The sequence below is a fragment of the Rhizobium sp. SVR5-2C genome (genome assembly GCF_056755115.1).
In genome coordinates this window covers 1-20,518 of the sequence record NZ_JBNDHT010000129.1, presented here as the reverse complement: position 1 = coordinate 20,518, position 20,518 = coordinate 1, and the positions used below count along the sequence as shown (strand labels likewise).

Below are 20,518 nucleotides of genomic sequence, written 5' to 3'. Positions count from 1 at the left end.
TGCGAGCGTCTGCCGAGCATCCACATACTTGTCCAATCGCTCGATTTGGCTGATGCCCAAGGCGGCCTGTACATCCGTCATTCGGTAATTGTAGCCAAGCTCGATTTGCTGATAGTACCAATCACCATCGGATGGATGCGTCATCAATGCGGGGTCACGCGTGATACCGTGACTGCGAAGCAGTCGAAGACGTTCGGCCAGGTGGGAGTCGTTGGTCAAAGCCATGCCACCTTCGGCCGTCGTGATGATCTTCACCGGATGAAAGCTGAGGACTGTTATGTCGCTGTAGCGATTGTTACCAACGGGCGCATCATCGTATTTTGCGCCTATTGCATGAGACGCGTCCTCGACGATCCGAAATCCATATTTCTGTGACAATGCGTGGATCGCCTTCATGTCACATGATTGCCCGCAGAGATGGACCGGGATGACGATTTTGGGAAGGCACCCTCGCACCTCGGCGCTCCGCAGCTTTGCTTCGAGGGCGTCGATTGAGAGATTGTAAGTCGTCGGGTCGATGTCAACGAAATCTATCTGCGCGCCACAATACAGGGCGCAGTTGGCAGATGCGACGAACGTTATCGGCGAAGTCCAGAGCCAATCTCCAGGCCCGAGGTCAAGCGCCAGGCAGGCGATGTGCAATGCTGAAGTGGCGCTATTGACCGCGACCGCATAATCGGCCCCAGTATATCGAGAAACCATTGCTTCAAACTGTGGAACTGCCGGGCCTTGTGTCAGGAAGTCCGATCGCAGCACATCGACAACGGCATCAATATCAGCCTGCGTTATATCCTGGCGCCCGTAGGGGATCACGGTCAGAAGCTCCCGATTTTCTCTTTGTTTGCATCAAGCCAGTTCAACATTTCTGAATCGCTCATCCATTCGCTGTTATTGTCGCTGGAATAGACGAAGCCTTGTTCAACCTTCTTGCCGTCTTTTATTCTCTCCTGAGATTCAGCCCAGTCGTAGATCGCAGGAAGTATCTTGAAATAGTCTTTATATTCATAGGTATAATGGGAGTCTTCGGCACTGATCATCTGCTCGTGGAGCTTTTCTCCGGGTCGAATGCCGATTATTTCCTGCTTGGCTTCCGGCGCCAGAACGCGCGCAAGGTCAGTAACCTTCATGGACGGGATTTTTTTAATATAAATTTCGCCGCCGATCATGTCGTCAAAAGCGTGCCAAACAAGTCCGACGCCTTCTTCCAAGGAAATCATGAAACGGGTCATCCTTGAGTCGGTGATCGGCAGGACGCCCTTGTCACGAATGGACATGAAGAAAGGAATGACAGAACCACGTGAACCCATCACGTTGCCGTACCGAACGACTGAAAAGCGCGTGTCGTGGCTACCGCTGTAAGAATTTGCGGCAACAAAAAGCTTATCCGAGGCGAGTTTTGTCGCTCCGTAAAGATTAATCGGGCTGCTTGCTTTATCGGTCGACAGCGCAACGACACGCTTTACACCCTTGTCGATGCAAGCATCAATCAGGTTCATTGCGCCGTTGATGTTCGTCTTCACGCACTCGAACGGGTTGTATTCGGCTGTTGGGACGATTTTTGTCGCGGCAGCATGCACAACATAATCCACACCATCCAACGCGCGGTACAGTCTGTCCTTATCCCGGACATCGCCGATAAAGAAACGAATCCGATCGTCTCCACTGAATTTCTTCGCCATCTCCCATTGCTTCATCTCGTCGCGAGAGAAGATGATCAGCTTCTTGGGGTTGAAGCGCGCCAAGGTCATCGGCACAAAGCTGTTGCCGAATGAGCCAGTTCCGCCTGTGATGAGAATGGTTGAATCCTGTAGCATTGCCTCTAAACCAGTATGACGTCGTGAGGGCCTCGCCGCTTCGAGGCCGTAATTCCATGCCGATGCGCGTTCGGGAAAAACGAGCAACAGTTTCGACTAATTGCCCGTGACCTCGGTGTAAAGAGCCGAGCGCTTGCCTACAACAAAGCCAATGCGGCCCGATATCCAGCCCATTGTCCTCGCGGCGTCCAGAAGACTCCGGCCGGCGGTAAACGGAATGGCCAGAATTTGTCCGGCTAAAAACAGCGACTTCATTGGGACAGGAAGAAGTGCGAGCATCGAACGGCGTGAGAGAGCCTGGCTCTTGCGCCGGATGTGCGTGTTCGACTGGTCGCGTGCTCTTCTGTACTGGTACCAAAAACTCAGCCTGTCTGGCGGGATCGTCTCGTAGACAAAGGCATCGGCAACCCATCCGGTCGTCAGGCCGGCCTTGCGCACGTCCGCATAAAGTTTGGAGTCGGTACCGCCAGTGAAGCGCATCGTTTCGTCGAACCAGATACCATGCGTCTTGAAAATAGCGAGTTCCGCCAGCCAGTTATTGGTGACGATCGTCACGCGTTCGGTCGAATTTAATGTCGCTAGCTTGCCGGCGCGCGTTTCCTTCTTGGCGTAACGCGCCTCGACGTTCTTGTACATCGTCTTCTGGAGAGTTGTCAGATCTCCGGCAGGCGGACGGGCACGCAAAGGGGCGCCGAGTAGCACGGCACGGCTCTTTCGATAACCGTCGATCATTCTGACAAGCCAGTCTTCCGCCGCCTCCTCGTCATCGTCGACGAACAGCAGCAGATCGGCGTCGGCTTTGATCGCTTCCTTTGCCGCGCGGTTTCTGCCGAACGGTATGCCTAGCTCCGTTTCCAGGACGTAGAGAAGCGGTGCCTGCGTAAACTTCGGACGGTTGGCTTCCACAATCGGCAGTGTGGCCTGCTGGCTGTCATTTTCAACAATCAGGAACGTCACCGTGCAGCGGTCGGGCAATTGCATGGCAGCCCATGAGCGAAGCAGGGCATTGACCATCTCCGGCCGACGACGGGTCAGTGCCGACACATATATATTCAAATTCTGCTCAGCTCTCGACATCGTCTGTCGCGGTCCAATCAATTGCTTACTACCAAGGTCGGCTTCTTCTAGGCGATTTTGTCATAGGCGTAAACATTGCTTGCGCAACCATACACCGTTCGTCGTGGGTTGATGTCCTTGGTTGTTGGTTCGCCGCTCGTTGCGGAAAATGCTCACCGCTAATGGGCAAGCATTTCTTCGTAAATGGCGCCGATGGCAAGCGCTTCGCGCATCAAGTCGAAATCCGATCTGGTCTTCTCCAGAGCTTGTTTGCCAAGGGTTTCGGCGGCTGCCGGGTCAGCAAGATACGGTGCGATCGCTGCCGTCAGCGCTTTACCATCGCCGGCAGCAACAACGGTACCGTTTACCCCGTTCTCGATCATCTCCGCATAGGCCCCTGCGTCCGAGGCCACCACGGCGGTCTGCGATGCCATCGCCTCCAAAGGCGTCAGCCCGAATCCTTCGTTGCGCGAGGGGGCGACATAGAGCGTCAGGCGCCGGTACCACACCTTGATATCCGGCACCTCGCCGAGAAACACGATCCGGTCGGTCAGTCCGGCCGCGGCGATTTCGGATCTGAGCTGGTTTGCAAAGGCGGTGTGTTCTGGCGTAACCCTGCCGGAGATCACCGCCGTCCACTCGGGAAATTTCGGCAATAGCTCGATCATCGCCTTGACGAAGAGATCCGTGCCCTTCTGATGGCGGATGCGGCCGAAGCAGCCGACGAGGTATTTGCCGGGCAGGCCGGTCGCTTCGATCGCGTCTTCGGCGGTCTGCGGCGGGTGGAAGAGGTCGAGATCCACGCCGTGGCGGATCACCGTATGCGGGACTTCGAGGAAGGAGCCGGAGCGGGCGCTGGTGGCGATCACGGCGTCCATCTGGCGGATCAGGAAGCGTGTGTAGCTCGTGTGTCGCCGCTGCGCCGCCGAGGTGAACAGCAGTTTCAGCGGCATGCGAAAGACATGCTTGAGTATTATCCCTGCCGCCATCTCGTTGTTTCGCCGCGCATGCCAGATGCGATGGCGGCCGTTGCGTGGCCGGCGCCAGAGCCCGGCGAGTTGCGTCCACCGGAGCTTGGGCAGGTGATCCGGCAAGCCGGGACCCAGCGTCGCGATCTTCACGCCGAGCTTGATCTGGCAGGGGATGAGCTGAACGATCGTGGACGTGACGCCGGAAAGCCGGCGCTTGAAGTTCGGCGCAATGATCTCGACGTCGCGGATATCAAGCACGATCTGACGATCAGCCCCAGGAGATCGACAGAACTTCGTAGGCCTTCGAGCCGCCTGGCGCGTTAACCTCAATGGAATCGCCGACTTCCTTGCCGATGAGCGCACGGGCGATCGGGGAGGAGATGGAAATGCGGCCGGCCTTTACGTCGGCTTCCTGGTCGCCGACGATCTGGTAGGTTTTTTCTTCCTCGGTGTCTTCGTCGACAAGCTTGACCTTGGCGCCGAACTTGATCTTGTCGCCCGACATCTTCGCAAGGTCGATCACCTCGGCGCGGGCCGTCAGATCTTCCAGCTCAGCAATGCGGCCCTCGTTGTGGCTCTGGGCCTCCTTGGCTGCATGATATTCGGCATTTTCCGAAAGGTCGCCATGGGCGCGGGCTTCGGCGATTGCTTCGATGATGCGAGGGCGCTCCTCCTGCTGACGCCAGCGCAGTTCTTCCTGCAGCTTGACGAAACCACCCTGTGTCATCGGAACCTTATCTACCATTTTCCTGTCCTTCGCACTTCGCGTCCCAGGCAGAGACACAAAAGAAAACAGGTCCCGAAGGGGAACTTCGGAACCGTGCAATAATCATAGCTGCCTGCTTATAACAGATCGCCGCCGCGGATTTCCATAAAATTCGTATTGATGATCGATGCCCGGCTCACGGTTCGCTGGCGTACGGTCAAAACCAGCCGCTCCGCATTGACTTTTAAAGGCGGAACATATAGTGAACATAACGATGAAGAAGTCGCTCAAAGAACGATTGGCCATCCTTTCGGACGCTGCGAAATACGATGCTTCCTGTGCTTCCAGCGGCACAACGACACGTCATTCAGCGGCAAGTGGCGGGCTCGGTTCGACGGAAGGTTCCGGCATCTGCCATGCCTATGCGCCGGACGGCAGATGCATATCGCTGCTCAAGATCCTGCTCACCAATTTCTGCATCTATGATTGCGCCTATTGCGTGAACCGCTCCTCCAGCAATGTCGAACGGGCTCGCTTCACGCCGGACGAGGTGGTCTGGCTGACGCTGGAATTCTACCGGCGTAACTATATCGAGGGACTGTTTCTCTCCTCGGGCATCATTCGCTCTTCGGACCACACGATGGGGGAGATGGTCCGCATCGTGCGGGAGTTGCGCACGACGCATAATTTTCGCGGTTACATCCATCTGAAATCGATCCCGGAGGCTTCGCCCGAGCTGATCGATGAGGCGGGGCTTTATGCTGATCGGCTATCGCTCAATATCGAGTTGCCGACCGATAGCGGCATTGCCCGGTTGGCGCCTGAAAAGAAGCCGTCCAGCATTCGCCGCTCGATGGGCGATCTTCGGCTGAAGATCGAGGCGGCCGAGGAGCCGACGCTTCAAACGAAGCAGCGCAAGCGGTTCGTTCCGGCAGGGCAAAGCACGCAGATGATCGTTGGAGCCGATGGGGCGAACGATGCGACCATCCTGGGCGCCAGCGCGCAGCTCTACGGCAGCTACGGGCTTCGACGCGTTTACTATTCGGCGTTCAGCCCCATTCCTGACGCGTCAAGGAACCTGCCGCTCATCAAGCCGCCGCTGATGCGTGAGCACAGGCTCTATCAGGCGGATTGGCTCTACCGGTTCTACGGCTTCGGCATAGACGAAATCATTTCTCCGCAAGCCGGCGGAATGCTGGATCTCGACCTCGATCCCAAGCTTGCCTGGGCGCTCGGTCATCGCGCCGACTTTCCGATCGACGTCAACAAGGCCGATCGTGAAAAGCTGTTGCGGGTGCCAGGCCTTGGCACAAAGACGGTGAAGGCCATCCTGTCCGCCCGCCGCTTCCGCACGCTTCGTCTTGAGGACCTGTCGCGGCTCGGCGTCTCGATCCGGAAGGTGCAGGCCTTCGTCACTGCCGAGGGCTGGACGCCCCGCCGCCTGATCGACCGTCCGGACCTGCGCGCCATGTTCGAGCCGAAGCCTGAACAGCTTAGGTTGCTCTGATGCGCCGGATCGTACTGGAGGGGCGGGGAGATTTCGGCGAATGGCGTGATGCCGCTCGGGCCCTTGCGGCAGCCGGCGTGCCGCCCGAGGAGGTCGAATGGCTGGAAAAGGGCGGCGACAAGCAGCTTTTCTGGAAACACGACGCCCTGCCGCCCCAGCCCGCCGGCGGGCAGAAGCAGATGACAGTGCCCGCTGCCTTCATCGAGGTGGCGAGCGCGGTGATCTGTCATTCCGATCCTATCCGCTTTTCGCTGCTCTACCGGCTGCTCTGGCGGCTGCAATCAGACAAGAAGCTGCTCGACGTCATTTCGGACGAGGATGTCTCGCGCGTGCGCCTGATGGAAAAGAGCGTACGTCGCGACGCGCACAAGATGACCGCTTTCGTGCGCTTCAAGGAAGTCGGTTCCGGCATTTCGATGAATGGCCGGCGCAAGTTCCTCGCCTGGTTCGAACCAGACCATCATATCGTCGCGAAAACGGCGCCGTTCTTTCAGAAGCGCTTCAACGACATGGACTGGATCATCCTGACGCCGAAGGGCTCGGCGGGATGGGACGGCCGGAAGCTGACGATCAGCAACGAACCTTGTGAAAAGCCCAATTTGACGGACGCCGCCGACGAACTCTGGCGCACCTATTACGCCAGCATCTTCAATCCGGCCCGCCTCAAGGTGAAGGCGATGCAGGCGGAGATGCCGAAGAAATATTGGAAGAATCTGCCGGAAGCCGATCTTATCCCCAGGCTCATCGCCAATGCCGAAAGCGAGGTTCTCGCCATGGCGGAGCGGCAGGCGACGCAGCCGCTGCCGTTCCATGACCGGCTGCAAGAGGCTGCGGGCAACGCTCCTGCGCAACCAAAGGCACCGGGCGGAACGCTTGAGGCGCTTCGTGAGGAGGCGGCCACTTGCGCGCGCTGCCCGTTGCATGCAAGGGCGACCCAGACGGTATTCGGGGAGGGGCCAAGTAATGCCGCAGTGATGTTCGTCGGCGAGCAGCCCGGCGATCAGGAAGATCTCGCCGGCCGCCCCTTCGTTGGTCCTGCAGGGAAGGTCTTCGATCAGGCGATTGCGGAAGCCGACATCGACCGCGCGACGCTTTACGTCACGAACGCCGTCAAGCATTTCAAATACGAGCCGCGCGGCAAGCGCCGCATCCACCAAAAGCCCAATATGGGCGAGGTGAAGCATTGCCGCTGGTGGCTCGAGCTTGAAATCGAACTGGTGAAGCCGAAGTTGATCGTCGCGATGGGCGCAACGGCGCTCGCTTCTCTCACCGACACCAAGCATCGGCTTTCGGACATTCGCGGGCAGGCAATTCCGATGGCCGATGGGCGGCTGTTGTTTGTGACGGTGCATCCAAGTTACCTTCTTCGCATTCCCGACGAAGTGCGCAAGGAAGAGGAACTCGCACGGTTCACGGCGGATATGCGGCACATCAAGCACTTGGCGGCGTAGCCGCAGAGAATGATTCAAGCCGTTAAGAAACGAAGTTAGGGTTGGAAGGCAGGTTCGGCGGATCGTAGGAGCCGGCGTCCATTCGCTCCTTGACCGAGACATGGATCAGCGCATCGTCGGGAATGAAGCGGCGGTCGCTTTTGGGCAGATAAAGCGCGCTCCGGTTCCCGTGCTCACGCCAGGAATGTTCCGGCACGCGCCGCGGGACGTATTCAAGGATTTTCCATGCGGCGGTCATGGAGTCGTGGAGAGGTGCCGTGGGCTCCAGCGGTACATATTTCTTGTTACCCTTGCCGAGCACGATGTCGTTGACCGTGCGCGTGACATAGATGAGGCCGGCCGCCCGCGTTTCCTCGATCATCCAGGCGAGCGGGATCTTGACCGCTGCGCTCTGCGCCTCCGGATAGCCGCCGCCGATATCACCGTGGACCCCGGCAAACCACACCTCGCGGAAATTCTGCTTCACAGGCGGTGTTTTCGGCCGGAACGGGCGGCCCCAATATTCCTGGTCCAGCTCCCAAAGCTCTGGCTGGAACAGCGTCCGCTGCTCGTCAATGGCGACCGCGTGGCGTACCCATTCGACGCTGGGGTTCTTGCGGGTGAACGGATGTGTCTTGAATTGTGGAAACCATTTGCCCGGCTCGATCACCGAGGCCACGGTATCGAAAAGACCGAGGAGCTTGATCGGCGGACGGTCGTTCCGCAGCGTGCGCTCGTAGAGCTGCATGGCGGCGAAGGCCGAAGGCGCCTCCTCTCCACCATCTTCGCCGCCGCCAAGCCGCTCTTCTTGCTGCGGAATTCCCTTGTAGGTCCTGTAGGCATAGTCGAGCAGATTGAGGTGATATCGGCTCGTCAGGCCGAAGGCATGGATGAAGCCTGCCAGGACTCGCGCCGAATAGGCGCCGCGGCTGAAGCCGAAGATATAGATGCGGTCGCGATCCGGATGCCGCCGGTCGGCGGCGGTCGGGCCGCGATCGTAGTTCTCCACCAGAAAGCGGTAGGCTTCCTTGACGTTCTGGTCGAGGCCCCAGCCGGTCGCTAACCCGAGAACCTCATAGGTGTTGCGGTAGAGCTTTGACCAGGCGTTCGCCGCGCCGAAAGTGCCGACGCCCGGATCGTAGTAGACAATCTGCTCATCCGAGCGCTTGAGGGTACCAAACAGCCTGAGAACATTGGTCCTGTCGGCCGATATCTCGTTCGACGTGCCATCGAACAGAATGACAATGTTCTTTGCCATCGATCGCTCCGGATGCTCCCGCATGAAGGCTAGCATCCGGAAAGATCGACAACAACAGACCGTCTGCCCCTGATCCGAGCGAGTATCCATATCCGGGAATCGACCCCGTGAGACTTCACCCCACCCACTTATTGAAGGGCTTTGGGCCAACGAGCCTCTCACGAGGGATACTAACTAGTTGTTTTTCATCTCCCATCGCCAATTACCTCCTGTATGCAAGTCTCAAATTTCGTTTCTGGGGAAAACTCTTTGCAATGGTCTAAGGCGTAGACTGCCACCATCGTTGCGTTGGCTCTAAACCCCGGTAGCGTTGTTTACCGCGAACTCTTTCTTCGCGCGCCGCACCGGACCCCAAGGTAAGGTCGACGGCGATGACGTGTACGGCGACAAACAGCGGACCATTGGAAAGCATGTAGGAATCGGCGGTAGCCCACGCCGTAGCTTCTAGCTTCGAGTTATGATCCACCATGTATTTGGAAGTAAGGGCTTGCCGCCGAGCATTCTCCGTAGCGACGATCGTCCGGCTTCGAATTTCGACTGCGGGGTCTCGGAGATAGATATCACCTCCGCTGCGAGCCAATGCTTGGTTCCGGACGTAAAATTGCCCCGAATGAAAAACCAATGGGCTTACCGCTAGCATCAAAAACGACGTTTCTATTGTCTGCCATTGACATTCACTCCTTCATCTAGAGGTGTATGAAGAAACGATGCGTATAAAAGAATTCAAGTCTAATCCCTGGTAGATCCGGTCGTTAACCAAAAAACCAAGATGAATTAGAGTTGACGACAGTATACATTTTTCTACCACCTGATCTGGTGCCTGCTCTCCAAGAATAACAAGAGATCTAGTTTTCCCTCTGAATGAGCAATTTGGAAAATGCTTCATAAGCAGCTCTTCGGGGTATGCTTTGGCTGACACCAAGATGTTCAAAGCATCTCTGTCTTCGTACATCATACGAAGATAGCCAACTTCGTCCTGAGATGAGACAAAGTCGCTAGCGTGGCCGCACACATTCTTCGATTGAACCTCCCTAGCTTCAATGCAGGAATAGAGGATGTTAATCCTCACTCCTCGGAACTGTTGGTGGCGGGAAACCGGATTCAAATTCAGGAAGTAGGGGAGGATATCATTTCGTTGCGGGAACAAGTCGTCGGAAAAAATTGGTGATGCGAATAGAGACGCCATTGCAGCTAATGTCAGCAGCCTGACAACTCCGTCAAACAACATACGCACCCCCAACAAACTCCGCACCTGCCGCCTTCATCAACCGATCAGTCGCCTCGATGTTCGATCCGGTCGTCACATGGATGAACGAGTGGCTTGCATTCAGTCAGCGACGCGGCCCATTGCCGGATCGTCCGAATAGGTTCGACGCTTGCGAAATATACCGGTCAGTCCCCAATCGGAAAATTTCACGCATAGCTTGCATTGTCAACATAGATTTCGTGCTTGTTACCCATCCTGCGGCCGCCATTGTCGGGTCCTGCAGAGCCTGCGCGTTTTCAGGGGTGACGGCGTCATCCGACAAAGAAACGACTTTCCCCTTGAAGGTACCATAACGTGTGAAAGGGAAGGCGTCGGCCTTAATCGTCACTCATTGCCCTCATGGACGAACCCGATCTCCCCATGAGGGCATAAGCGCATCGACGACAAGCTCGGCTTCATCGGAAACAAGAACCCATCAGTGTCTGTCCCGCGCCGACCACCTGGCCGGCGCTGGAGGCGGAAAGCTGCTGTACGGTTCCGCTTCCGGTCGTCTCAGAAATACTGCTGCAGCGGACGGACTTCGAGGCTTCCTGCCCTCAGGGCCTTGATCGCCTGTGCGGCGGCTTCCGCGCCGGCCATGGTCGTATAGTAGGGCACCTTCTGCATCAGCGTGGCGCGACGGAGCGATTTGGAGTCGGAAATCGCCTTGGTGCCATCCGTCGTGTTGATCACGAGCTGGACCTGGCGGTTGCGGATCGCGTCCTCGATGTGCGGACGGCCCTCCAGAACCTTGTTGATCTTCGTCGCCTCGATGCCGTTTTCGCCGAGGAAGCGGGCGGTGCCGCCGGTGGCCAGCACCTTGAAGCCTTCGCCGACCAGAACGCGGATCGCCGGCAGGACGCGCGGCTTGTCCTCGTCACGGACGGAGACGAAAACCGTCCCGTCGCGCGGCAGTTCGACGCCGGCGCCGAGCTGCGACTTGGCAAAAGCAAGCGCGAAGTCGGTGTCGAGTCCGATGACTTCGCCGGTCGAGCGCATTTCAGGGCCGAGCAGCGTATCGACGCCGGGGAAGCGGGCGAACGGGAAGACGGCTTCCTTGACGGCGATGTGCTTCAGCGCGCGCGGATCGGGCTTTTCGCCGTAGGCGGCAAAAGTCGCATCCAACTTCTCGCCGGCCATGACGCGGGCGGCGATCTTGGCGATCGGCGCGCCGATGGTCTTGGCGACGAAGGGAACGGTACGCGAGGCGCGCGGGTTGACTTCGAGAACGTAGACCGTGCCATCCTTGATGGCGAACTGGACGTTCATCAGGCCACCGACATTCAGCGCCTTCGCCATGGCCTTTGCCTGACGTTCCAGCTCGTCGAGTAGGTCCGTCGAGAGCGAGCGCGGCGGCAGCGAGCAGGCGCTATCGCCCGAGTGGATGCCCGCCTCCTCGATGTGTTCCATTATGCCGGCGACATAAACATCCGTACCGTCGGACAGGCAGTCGACGTCGACTTCGATGGCGTTGGTCAGGTAGCTGTCGAAGAGCAGCGGGTTCTTGCCGAGGAGCGTGTTGATCTGGCCGGTCTTGTCGTTCGGATAGCGCTGCTTGATGTCTTCCGGCACCAGTTCCGGAACGGTGTCGAGCAGATAGCTCTGCAACTGACCTTCCGAATGGATGATCTGCATGGCGCGGCCGCCGAGCACGTAGGAGGGGCGAACCACCAGCGGGAAGCCGATCTCGGCGGCGACAAGGCGGGCCTGTTCGACAGAGTAGGCGATGCCATTGTTCGGCTGGTTGAGATCGAGCTTCATCAGAAGCTTCTGGAAGCGGTCGCGGTCTTCGGCGAGGTCGATCATGTCGGGCGCGGTGCCGAGAATCGGGATGCCGTTCTTTTCCAGGGCTTCGGCAAGCTTCAGCGGCGTCTGGCCGCCGAACTGGACGATGACACCGACAACTTCGCCGTTTTCCTGCTCCGCGCGCAGGATCTCGATCACGTCTTCGGCCGTCAGCGGCTCGAAATAGAGGCGGTCGGAGGTGTCGTAGTCGGTCGAAACCGTCTCCGGGTTACAGTTGATCATGATCGCTTCGTAGCCCGCATCCTTCAGCGCGAAGGCGGCATGGCAGCAGCAATAGTCGAATTCGATGCCCTGGCCGATGCGGTTCGGGCCGCCGCCGAGGATGACGACCTTCTTGCGGTCGGAGACCTGTGCCTCGGAGCGCGCGGCGCCGACGAACGGCGTCTCATAGGTGGAGTACATGTAGGCGGTCGGCGAGGCGAACTCGGCCGCGCATGTGTCGATGCGCTTGAAGACCGGGCGGACGTTCAGGCTGTTGCGAAGCTCGGCCACTTCCTTCGGGCGCTTGGCCGTCAGCGTCGCAAGGCGGGCATCGGAGAAGCCCATGGCCTTCAGCATGCGCAGGTTTGCGGCGTCGGTCGGCAGGCCATGCTCGCGAATGCGGGCTTCCATATCGACGATCGCCTTGAACTGGGCGATGAACCAGGGGTCGATCTTGGAGCCTTCGTGAACTTCGGCCTCGCTCATGCCCTGGCGCAGCGCCTGGGCGACCATGCGCAGGCGGTCCGGCGTCGGCGTGCCGATCGCCGCGCGGATGGCGTTCTGGCTGGGCTCGCCTTCTTCCATGTCCGGAATTTCGATTTCGTCGAGACCGGTAAGTCCGGTTTCGAGACCGCGCAGCGCCTTCTGCAGCGATTCCGCGAAGGTGCGGCCGATCGCCATGACTTCGCCGACCGACTTCATCGCCGTCGTCAGGACCGGCGACGCGCCCGGGAATTTTTCGAAGGCAAAACGCGGGATCTTGGTGACGACGTAGTCGATCGACGGCTCGAAGGAGGCGGGCGTCGCGCCACCGGTGATGTCGTTCTCCAACTCGTCCAGCGTATAACCGACCGCAAGCTTGGCCGCGACCTTGGCGATCGGGAAGCCGGTTGCCTTGGAGGCCAGCGCGGAGGAACGCGACACGCGCGGGTTCATCTCGATGACGACAAGCCGGCCGTCCTTCGGATTGACGGCGAACTGGACGTTCGAGCCGCCCGTCTCGACGCCGATCTCGCGCAGCACCGCAATCGAGGCGTTGCGCATGATCTGGTATTCCTTGTCGGTCAGCGTCAGCGCAGGCGCGACGGTGATCGAGTCGCCGGTGTGGACGCCCATCGGGTCGATGTTTTCGATCGAGCAGATGATGATGCAGTTGTCCGCCTTATCGCGGACGACTTCCATTTCAAATTCCTTCCAGCCGAGGACCGACTCCTCGATCAGGACTTCGGTGGTGGGAGAAGCATCGAGGCCGCCCCCGACGATATCGAAGAATTCCGAGCGGTTATAGGCAATGCCGCCGCCGGTGCCGCCGAGCGTGAAGGAGGGACGGATGATAGCCGGCAGGCCGACATGATCGAGCGCCTGCGCGGCAATCGCCATCGCATGGTTCAAATAGCGCTGCTTGCGGTCGCTTTCGCCGAGGTTCCACTGGTTTTCCAACTCGTCCAGTGCGGTATCGAGGTCCGGGCCGGAGAGGCTTTCGCGCAGCTTGGCGCGCTGGGCCTCATGCGTCTTGCGGTCGGCATCCTTGATGTCGGTGGCGTTTGCGAGCATCGAGCGCGGCGTTTCCAGGCCAATGCGAACCATGGCTTCGCGGAAGAGGGCGCGGTCTTCGGCCATGTCGATTGCCGCAGGCTTGGCGCCGATCATCTCGACATTGTAGCGGTCGAGCACGCCCATGCGCTTCAGCGAGAGGGCGGTGTTGAGCGCCGTCTGGCCGCCCATGGTCGGCAGCAGCGCGTCCGGACGCTCCTTGGCGATGATCTTGGCAACGACCTCAGGCGTGATCGGCTCGACATAGGTTGCGTCCGCAAGGCCCGGATCGGTCATGATCGTCGCCGGGTTGGAATTGACGAGGATGACGCGATAGCCTTCCTCCTTCAGCGCCTTGCAGGCCTGGGTGCCGGAATAGTCGAATTCGCAGGCCTGGCCGATGACGATCGGTCCCGCGCCGATGATGAGAATCGATTTGATGTCTTGGCGCTTCGGCATGGGCGATATCCGTTTCTAGCTGCGCAAAAAGCCGGCCAGGGTGGGAGGGCACCGGGTCGGGTCGCGCATTGAGGGTCTTTTCAGGCTAGAAGCGGCTTATAGGCAAATGCTTCCGCAAACGGAACCCCATAAATCACGGAATCGACAGGAATTCGAGGGACAGCAAAGCCATGGCGATTTTGATTGCCAATCATAGTCATCAAATTGGGTGCCTCCGCGCCGCCGCCACGGCGAAATTTCCATATGACTCAATCATGACGAGAGTTTTCGCAGGATCTTTGCGAGAATCTTAAGAGGCGTTGCTGATACTGATTGTCATGCGAGATGTCGACGGATGTAATCAGCAATGAACAAGGAACTGAGACGTGCACGGCTGATGCTGTTCGCTGCAGCGTTATTAGTCAATCTCGGTATGATCTTGGCTTTGCCTTTTACGACTATCTCCATCGATGTAAATTCGTTCGGGTTGTTCTATGCACTCGCAGTGTTGCTCTCGGCAATGTGCCGTTATTGCCGCTGGCGCATGATGAATAAAATGGCCTTGATACTCGAAGTGCAGTACGTGACGATAATTCTCTCGACTGCATTGCTAATATGCACATACATCTTCGTTTCGTCCGGCCATCCACTGGCAGACGAGTGGCTTCTCGATGTCGACAGAGCGTTGGGATTTGATTGGCTTGCATTCGTTCAAGCCGTGGATTCGAACGCTTTACTGGCGCGCCTGTTGTTTGCCGCCTATGTCTCGTTCGGCTATCAACTGATGATTTTGCCGCTGCTGTTGATCATGTTCGATGAGCCAGAGCGAGCTTATGGAATGATAATCTGCTTTGCGCTCGCTTGCAGCATTTCCGGTTTTATCTCGATCTGGACACCCGCACTCAGCGCCTACTCCGTCCTTGCGGTTGATCCCACGCAATTGCGGAACATCAACCCACACTTTGGTTATGCTTTCCTTGAGCAGTTCAACGCAGTCCGGAGTGGCATGCCTTTTGTCGTGCGGGCCAACGAAGTCGAGGGCATTCTTACCTTTCCGTCATGCCATGTGGCCGTCGCCTGCATTTGTGCGTGGGCAGCGTGGAGGAACAGAGTGCTGCGGTATCCGGTTGCAATTCTAAACTTCGCAATGGCCATTTCTGCGATTTCTCACGGCAGTCACTATCTCGCCGATGTGATCGCCGGGACTGGGGTGGCCGGAGTTTCGATTGCCCTCGCTTGTTTCGGGATCTTCGGCAGGCGCGGCGTCAAAACGGCCGGCCATCAAGCACTTGAGCAAGCTCGGTGAGCGAAGCCGGAGGACCACCAAACTCATCAGGAGTGATACGGCTGCATCCATTGTCGGCATAGGCGCCGTCGTCGCGTTTCGCCCACGTCCGAGGCTCTTCGCATGAGCCTTCTGGAATTCACGTTCTGCCCGGATATATAGACCCTTCTAGGGTAGACAAGCGCATGCCGGGGAGAGTTCAGATGGAATGGAGAGGCCGTCGTCAGTCGAACAATGTCGAGGATCGCCGTGGAGATCCGTCGCCCGGCGGATTGGGCCGTAATCCGTTCGGCCGCGGCGGCGGCTTCAGTTTTCCGTCCGGAGGCGGCGTAGGCCGCAGGGGAGGCGGGCTTTCCATCGGCACCATCATCTTCCTCGTCGTGATCTATCTGCTCTTCAAGGCTATGGGCATCGATCTGTTGCAGGTTATCGACGGCGGAATGACGGGCGGCACCGGCTATGAGCAAAGCCAATCGGAAGGAAGCAGCCCGCCTGCGAATGACGAGATGACGGCCTTCATGCGGACAGTGCTGGCCGAGACAGAGGATACCTGGAACGGGATCTTTCAGGCGCAGGGCAGGCAATACGAAGAGCCTCCCCTGGTGCTCTTTGCCGAGGCGACGCAGTCAGGCTGCGGCTTCGCATCCGCAGCGACCGGGCCGTTCTATTGCCCTGTTGATCGCAAGGTCTATCTCGACACGGCTTTCTTCGAGGAGCTCAGCAGCAGGTTCGGCGCTTCCGGCGACTTTGCCGAGGCCTATGTCGTGGCCCACGAGGTCGGCCACCATGTTCAGAACCTGCTGGGAATCCTGCCGAAATTCAACGAGGCGCGCCAGCGCATGAGCGAAGCCGATGCCAACAAGATTTCGGTGCGCGTCGAACTGCAGGCCGATTGCTTCGCGGGCATCTGGGGCAAGTTTACCCAGCAGAAGGGCATTCTCGAAGCCGGCGATCTTGAGGAAGCGTTGAACGCCGCCCAGCAGATCGGCGACGATACCCTGCAGAAACGCAGCCAGGGCTATGTCGTGCCGGAGAGCTTCAATCACGGCACTTCGGAGCAACGCGTGCGCTGGTTCAAGCGCGGTTTCGAGAGCGGCCAGCTCGCCGCCTGCGACACCTTCTCCGGCCCGATCTGAGCGAAATGGCTTTGCTCCTCGCCGGCCTTTGGCTCTGAGGCCGGCAAGGGCAAGGATCTATTTTTCGCTATCCATGTGCTTCAATTCCGCATCCGGGTAGCGTGCGCCTGCTGCGGCATCCTTCGGCACAGCGCGTCCGATCGCTGCCATATCGTCCGGCGAAAGCTGGACGGCCCGTGAACCAAGCGCTTCTGTCAGCTGGTCACGGCGGCGGGCGCCCAGGAGCGGGACGATGTCCTTGCCTTGGGCGGCAACCCAGGCGATTGCGATCTGCGCGATCGAGACCTGCTTTGCTCCGGCGACTTTCCGGAGTTCTTCGACGAGCGCCAGATTGCGGTCGACATTGCCCTCCTGGAAACGCGGACTGAAAGTCCGGAAATCGCCTTTGCCGCTTCCCTGACCCTTCTGCCAGTGGCCGCTGATCAGACCGCGGGAAAGGACGCCGTAAGCGGTGATCGAAATACGAAGCTCGCGGCAGACGGGCAGGATTGCATCCTCGATGCCGCGCGAAATCAGCGAATATTCGATTTGCAGATCGGCAATCGGATGGACGGCGGCCGCCCTGCGGATTGTATCGGCGCCGACTTCCGAAAGACCGATATGCCTGATGTAACCGGCCTTGATCATGTCGCCGATGGCGCCGACAGTCTCTTCGATCGGAACATTCGGGTCGAGGCGGGCAGGGCGGTAGATATCGATGTAGTCGACGCCGAGACGCTGCAGCGAATAAGCGACGAAGTTCTTGAGCGCCGCAGGGCGGCAATCATAGCCAGTCCAGGCGCCCTGCGGATCGCGCAGCGCTCCGGTCTTGACGCTGATCACCACGTCTTCGCGTTTGCGGCCTTTCAGCGCTTCGCCGATCAGCATCTCGTTGTGGCCCATACCGTAAAAATCGCCCGTATCCAGCAGGTTCACGCCCGCATCGAGCGCCGCATGGATAGTGGCGATGGCTTCCGCGCGGTCCGAGGGCCCATACATGCCGGACATGCCCATGCAGCCGAGGCCGATGGCGGATACTTCCGGTCCTGTCTTTCCCAAGCGATAGGTCTGCATTTCTCTCTCCTTCTCGAATGCCGAACGACACCCTTGAAAGTGCTTCTACGCGAGGCTGGCTTGTGCGATAATCCGGATAACTCAGAACAGGCTGTACGGAAAAGCGCACAATGGATGATTTGCCTCTCAGTGATCTGGACGCCTTCGCGGCCATTGCAAGGGAGCGCAGCTTTCGCGCGGCTGCCCGAAAACGTGGTGTCTCGCCTTCCTCTCTCAGCGATTCCCTCCGGCGTCTCGAAGAGCGCCTTGGCGTGCGCCTTCTCAACCGGACGACGCGTAGCGTGACACCCACGGAGGCAGGCGAGAGATTGCTGGAGCGGCTTGCGCCGGCGCTTGGCGAGGTCGCCTCGGCGCTCGGCCAGCTCGACAATTTTCGCGACAGCCCGGCCGGGACGCTGCGTCTCAACGTACCAACGATCGCGGCAAAGCTTTTCATGTCCGATTTTGCCAATCGGTTCCTGCTTCGCTATCCGCAGATCACCCTCGAAGTGATTGCCGAAGACAGCTTCATCGACGTGCTTGCCGCTGGTTACGACGCAGGCATCCGTTATGACGAGCGACTGGAGCGCGACATGATCGCCGTGCCGATCGGCCCGCGCCGCCAGCGCTATATAACGGCCGCTTCACCTGGCTATCTCGAAAGACGGGGCGTGCCGCGACACCCGAAGGAACTCCTGGGGCATGACTGCATCCGCCACCGCTTCCTCAGCGGCGCCACGGTCGGCTGGGAATTCGAGCGCGGAGAGGAAAGGCTGGTGATCTCGCCTTCCGGCCCGCTGGTGGCCAATGCCATCGAGATGGAGGTCAGCGCGGCCATCGCCGGTCTCGGCGTCATTCGCACTTTCGAGGAAGCGCTCGCGCCGGCTATAGCGCGCGGCGAACTCGTGCCGGTCCTTGAAGAGTGGGTTACGGAATTCTCCGGACCCTTCCTTTACTACGCCAGCCGCAGGCACATGCCATCCGCTCTGCGCGCCTTCGTCGATTTCGTGAAGCGGGAGCAACGTCTGTCCGACGTAAACCCGGCCGCCACCCGTTAGGAGCCGCTACTGTTCCGGCTGCGGTGTCTCGGCGATTTCGACCGCGGCCCTTGGCGCCCGTCCCAGAATTTGCCGCGCGCCCTTTGACGAAAAGGGTTGCGAGAGCTGCGCCCAAAAGCCTTCGGATATCCGCCCGCTGATGCCGATATCGATCGAGGAAGGCCGGGGCGGATTGAAATAGGTGCCGAAAAGCTGATCCCATAGGACCAGGTTTTCTCCGTAGTTGGTGTTTCCTTCGGCAAGAATCCGGGAGTGGTGCCAGCGATGGAGCCGGGGTGTGCTGAAGACGTAGTCGAGAGGACCTGTTCGCACATCGAGATTGCAGTGCGTCAGGAGGCCGATGAAAGCCGTGACGGCGCCGATCCACAGGAAGACGGGCAGGGGCGCACCTATCAGGTAGAGCGGCGCCTGGCTGAGTGCGATCTTGAACAAGGAATCGACGATGTGGAACCGGCCAGTATTCACGACCCAGAGCCGCCCGACACTGTGATGCAGCGCGTGGAACCGCCAGATGAAAAGATTTTTATGCGCGACGCGGTGGGCGACATAAAGGCCGAGTTCGGCGACGACGAGCCCGAGGATCACTTGCAGCATCAGCGGCCAGTCATTCGGCCAGATGGGAAAGGGCGCGCTCCAGAACGACTTGGCGAGCGTTGCAGCCCCCATCGGCGCCGTCACGCCGATGGCCGCGACAAGCTGCACGCCCCCCTTACTCAGCAGCGTATGGGCGATGTCGTTGAACGTTTCTCCATCCTTGGAGAGCCAGCTTCGCTCGTAAGGCATGAGGCGTTCCGCAAAGCCGATGAGAGCGACGATGGAGAGATAGACGACATTGAACCAGAAGAGCGGGGCCGACGACCGGAAGGCGAAATCGGCCCCCACAAGACCGAGCACCAAGAACATCGGCCACAGCAACCGCGACATTGTCGAGTAGAGGATGCCCTTGCCGTCCGCTGCCATTCGCCGCTTTCTTCAACCTCGTTGCGGGGATCAGTCTATAGCGCGCAACGGCAAGCGGCGTCCATGGCGTTTGGCCATACCTCGTGCGCAAGGCACAAAAATTTGTGCTTGATTGGGTCCACCGCATCGATCGACAGCGCCTTCGTCTATTTCGTGAAAGAGCAGCGCGCACGGCTTGATTCCCATATTGTTCCGCCCGTGCATCAATTTCGCTGGCGTCTTGATCAAAAACTTTGAAATGTTCACGTATTGTTTCACTTTTTGGCCTTGGCTATGTAACATTCCTGGCGATGAGATCGTCTTTCCAGAAAGCAGTCCTCTCAAGAGATGTTTTCATGCTTGATCCGAAATTCGTTCGCCGCGGGCTTTTCCTCGTTTTCATGATCCTCTTTCTGGATGTGATCGGTATTGCGATCATCATGCCGGTGCTGCCCGCCTACCTCGAGGAACTGACGGGCGGCACCGTCAGCGATGCGGCGCTTGACGGCGGCTGGTTGCTGGTCGTCTACGCCGCCATGCAGTTCCTGTTCGCACCGTTCCTTGGCAACCTCAGCGACCGTTTCGGCCGCCGCCCGATCCTGCTTCTGTCGGTGCTGACCTTTGCGATCGACAATTTCATCTGTGCGGTCGCCGCCAGCTTCTGGATGCTCTTCGTCGGCCGGGCGCTTGCCGGCTTCAGCGGCGGCAGCTTTGCCACCTGCTCGGCCTATATCGCCGACATCAGCAATGACGAGAATCGCGCCAAGAACTTCGGCCTGATCGGCATCGCCTTCGGCGTCGGCTTCACCATCGGCCCGGTCATCGGCGGCCTCCTCGGCGAATTCGGCCCGCGCGTTCCATTCCTGGGCGCGGCTCTGCTTTCCTTCCTCAACTTCGCCGCAGCCTATTTCCTTCTGCCGGAAACGCTCGACGCGAAACATCGGCGAACCTTCGAGTGGAAGCGGGCCAATCCTCTGGGGGCGCTGAAACAGATGCGCAACTATCCGGGCATCGGCTGGATCGGCGCCGTCATGTTCCTCTTCTGGTTGGCGCATTCCGTCTATCCCGCCGTCTGGTCCTTCGTTTCCACCTACCGCTACGG

Annotated in this window: 15 protein-coding genes; 6 read left to right on the top strand and 9 right to left on the bottom strand. The window is 59.0% G+C overall.

Features of this window, described 5'->3' with window-relative positions:
• The 5 genes from pseC to greA form a co-directional block, all read right to left on the bottom strand.
• Positions 1-813, bottom strand: an 813-nt coding sequence (gene pseC / locus ACPYOI_RS27755) for a UDP-4-amino-4,6-dideoxy-N-acetyl-beta-L-altrosamine transaminase (protein ID WP_481423625.1), incomplete at its 3' end; no start/stop codon positions are given.
• Between the two features lie 2 nt (positions 814-815).
• Complete coding sequence (pseB, locus tag ACPYOI_RS27750) at positions 816-1,814, bottom strand: UDP-N-acetylglucosamine 4,6-dehydratase (inverting) (protein WP_481418829.1); 999 nt, start codon at positions 1,812-1,814, stop codon at positions 816-818.
• 96 nt (positions 1,815-1,910) lie between these two features.
• The gene (locus ACPYOI_RS27745; protein ID WP_481423624.1) at positions 1,911-2,858 is read right to left on the bottom strand and encodes a glycosyltransferase; all 948 of its coding nucleotides are present in this window, start codon (positions 2,856-2,858) and stop codon (positions 1,911-1,913) included.
• A 191-nt stretch (positions 2,859-3,049) separates the two neighbouring features.
• Positions 3,050-4,099, bottom strand: a complete 1,050-nt coding sequence (locus ACPYOI_RS27740; RefSeq protein ID WP_481418808.1) for a glycosyltransferase family 4 protein — start codon at positions 4,097-4,099, stop codon at positions 3,050-3,052.
• 10 nt (positions 4,100-4,109) lie between these two features.
• The gene (gene greA, locus ACPYOI_RS27735) at positions 4,110-4,586 is read right to left on the bottom strand and encodes a transcription elongation factor GreA (RefSeq protein WP_481418807.1); all 477 of its coding nucleotides are present in this window, start codon (positions 4,584-4,586) and stop codon (positions 4,110-4,112) included.
• Positions 4,587-4,821: 235 nt separating this feature from the next.
• Between greA and ACPYOI_RS27730 the strand changes: the two genes are divergently transcribed.
• Together ACPYOI_RS27730 and ACPYOI_RS27725 are read left to right on the top strand one after the other, a co-directional pair.
• Positions 4,822-6,054: a putative DNA modification/repair radical SAM protein gene (locus ACPYOI_RS27730; protein WP_481418828.1), complete on the top strand. Its 1,233-nt coding sequence runs from the start codon at positions 4,822-4,824 to the stop codon at positions 6,052-6,054.
• Positions 6,054-7,505, top strand: coding sequence for a UdgX family uracil-DNA binding protein (locus tag ACPYOI_RS27725; protein WP_481418806.1), 1,452 nt, complete (start codon positions 6,054-6,056; stop codon positions 7,503-7,505). Before ACPYOI_RS27730 ends, ACPYOI_RS27725 begins: the two co-directional genes overlap by 1 nt.
• A gap of 22 nt (positions 7,506-7,527) precedes the next feature.
• On the opposite strand, the gene ACPYOI_RS27720 is transcribed toward ACPYOI_RS27725, so the two are convergent.
• Together ACPYOI_RS27720 and carB are read right to left on the bottom strand one after the other, a co-directional pair.
• The gene (locus ACPYOI_RS27720) at positions 7,528-8,742 is read right to left on the bottom strand and encodes a T6SS phospholipase effector Tle1-like catalytic domain-containing protein (RefSeq protein ID WP_481418805.1); all 1,215 of its coding nucleotides are present in this window, start codon (positions 8,740-8,742) and stop codon (positions 7,528-7,530) included.
• A 1,759-nt stretch (positions 8,743-10,501) separates the two neighbouring features.
• Positions 10,502-13,987: a carbamoyl-phosphate synthase large subunit gene (gene carB, locus ACPYOI_RS27715; RefSeq protein WP_481418002.1), complete on the bottom strand. Its 3,486-nt coding sequence runs from the start codon at positions 13,985-13,987 to the stop codon at positions 10,502-10,504.
• 346 nt (positions 13,988-14,333) lie between these two features.
• Between carB and ACPYOI_RS27710 the strand changes: the two genes are divergently transcribed.
• Both ACPYOI_RS27710 and ypfJ read left to right on the top strand, forming a co-directional pair.
• Positions 14,334-15,272 (top strand): phosphatase PAP2 family protein, encoded by a 939-nt coding sequence (locus tag ACPYOI_RS27710; protein ID WP_481418001.1) that lies wholly within the window; start codon positions 14,334-14,336, stop codon positions 15,270-15,272.
• A 182-nt stretch (positions 15,273-15,454) separates the two neighbouring features.
• Entirely contained in the window at positions 15,455-16,387 is a 933-nt protein-coding gene (gene ypfJ, locus ACPYOI_RS27705) for a KPN_02809 family neutral zinc metallopeptidase (protein ID WP_168830543.1), read from the top strand.
• 57 nt (positions 16,388-16,444) lie between these two features.
• Here ypfJ and ACPYOI_RS27700 read toward each other — a convergent pair whose 3' ends face one another.
• Positions 16,445-17,440 carry an aldo/keto reductase gene (locus ACPYOI_RS27700; RefSeq protein ID WP_481418000.1) on the bottom strand — a complete coding sequence of 332 codons (996 nt, stop codon included), beginning with the start codon at positions 17,438-17,440 and terminating at the stop codon, positions 16,445-16,447.
• A gap of 110 nt (positions 17,441-17,550) precedes the next feature.
• Here ACPYOI_RS27700 and ACPYOI_RS27695 point away from each other — a divergent pair, with 110 nt between their 5' ends.
• Positions 17,551-18,477: a LysR family transcriptional regulator gene (locus tag ACPYOI_RS27695; protein ID WP_481417999.1), complete on the top strand. Its 927-nt coding sequence runs from the start codon at positions 17,551-17,553 to the stop codon at positions 18,475-18,477.
• Between the two features lie 6 nt (positions 18,478-18,483).
• On the opposite strand, the gene olsE is transcribed toward ACPYOI_RS27695, so the two are convergent.
• Positions 18,484-19,437: an ornithine lipid hydroxylase OlsE gene (gene olsE, locus ACPYOI_RS27690; protein WP_481417998.1), complete on the bottom strand. Its 954-nt coding sequence runs from the start codon at positions 19,435-19,437 to the stop codon at positions 18,484-18,486.
• A gap of 335 nt (positions 19,438-19,772) precedes the next feature.
• On the opposite strand from olsE, the gene ACPYOI_RS27685 reads away from it, so the two are divergent.
• The coding region (locus ACPYOI_RS27685) for an MFS transporter (protein ID WP_481423623.1) at positions 19,773-20,518 on the top strand (746 nt) is incomplete at its 3' end.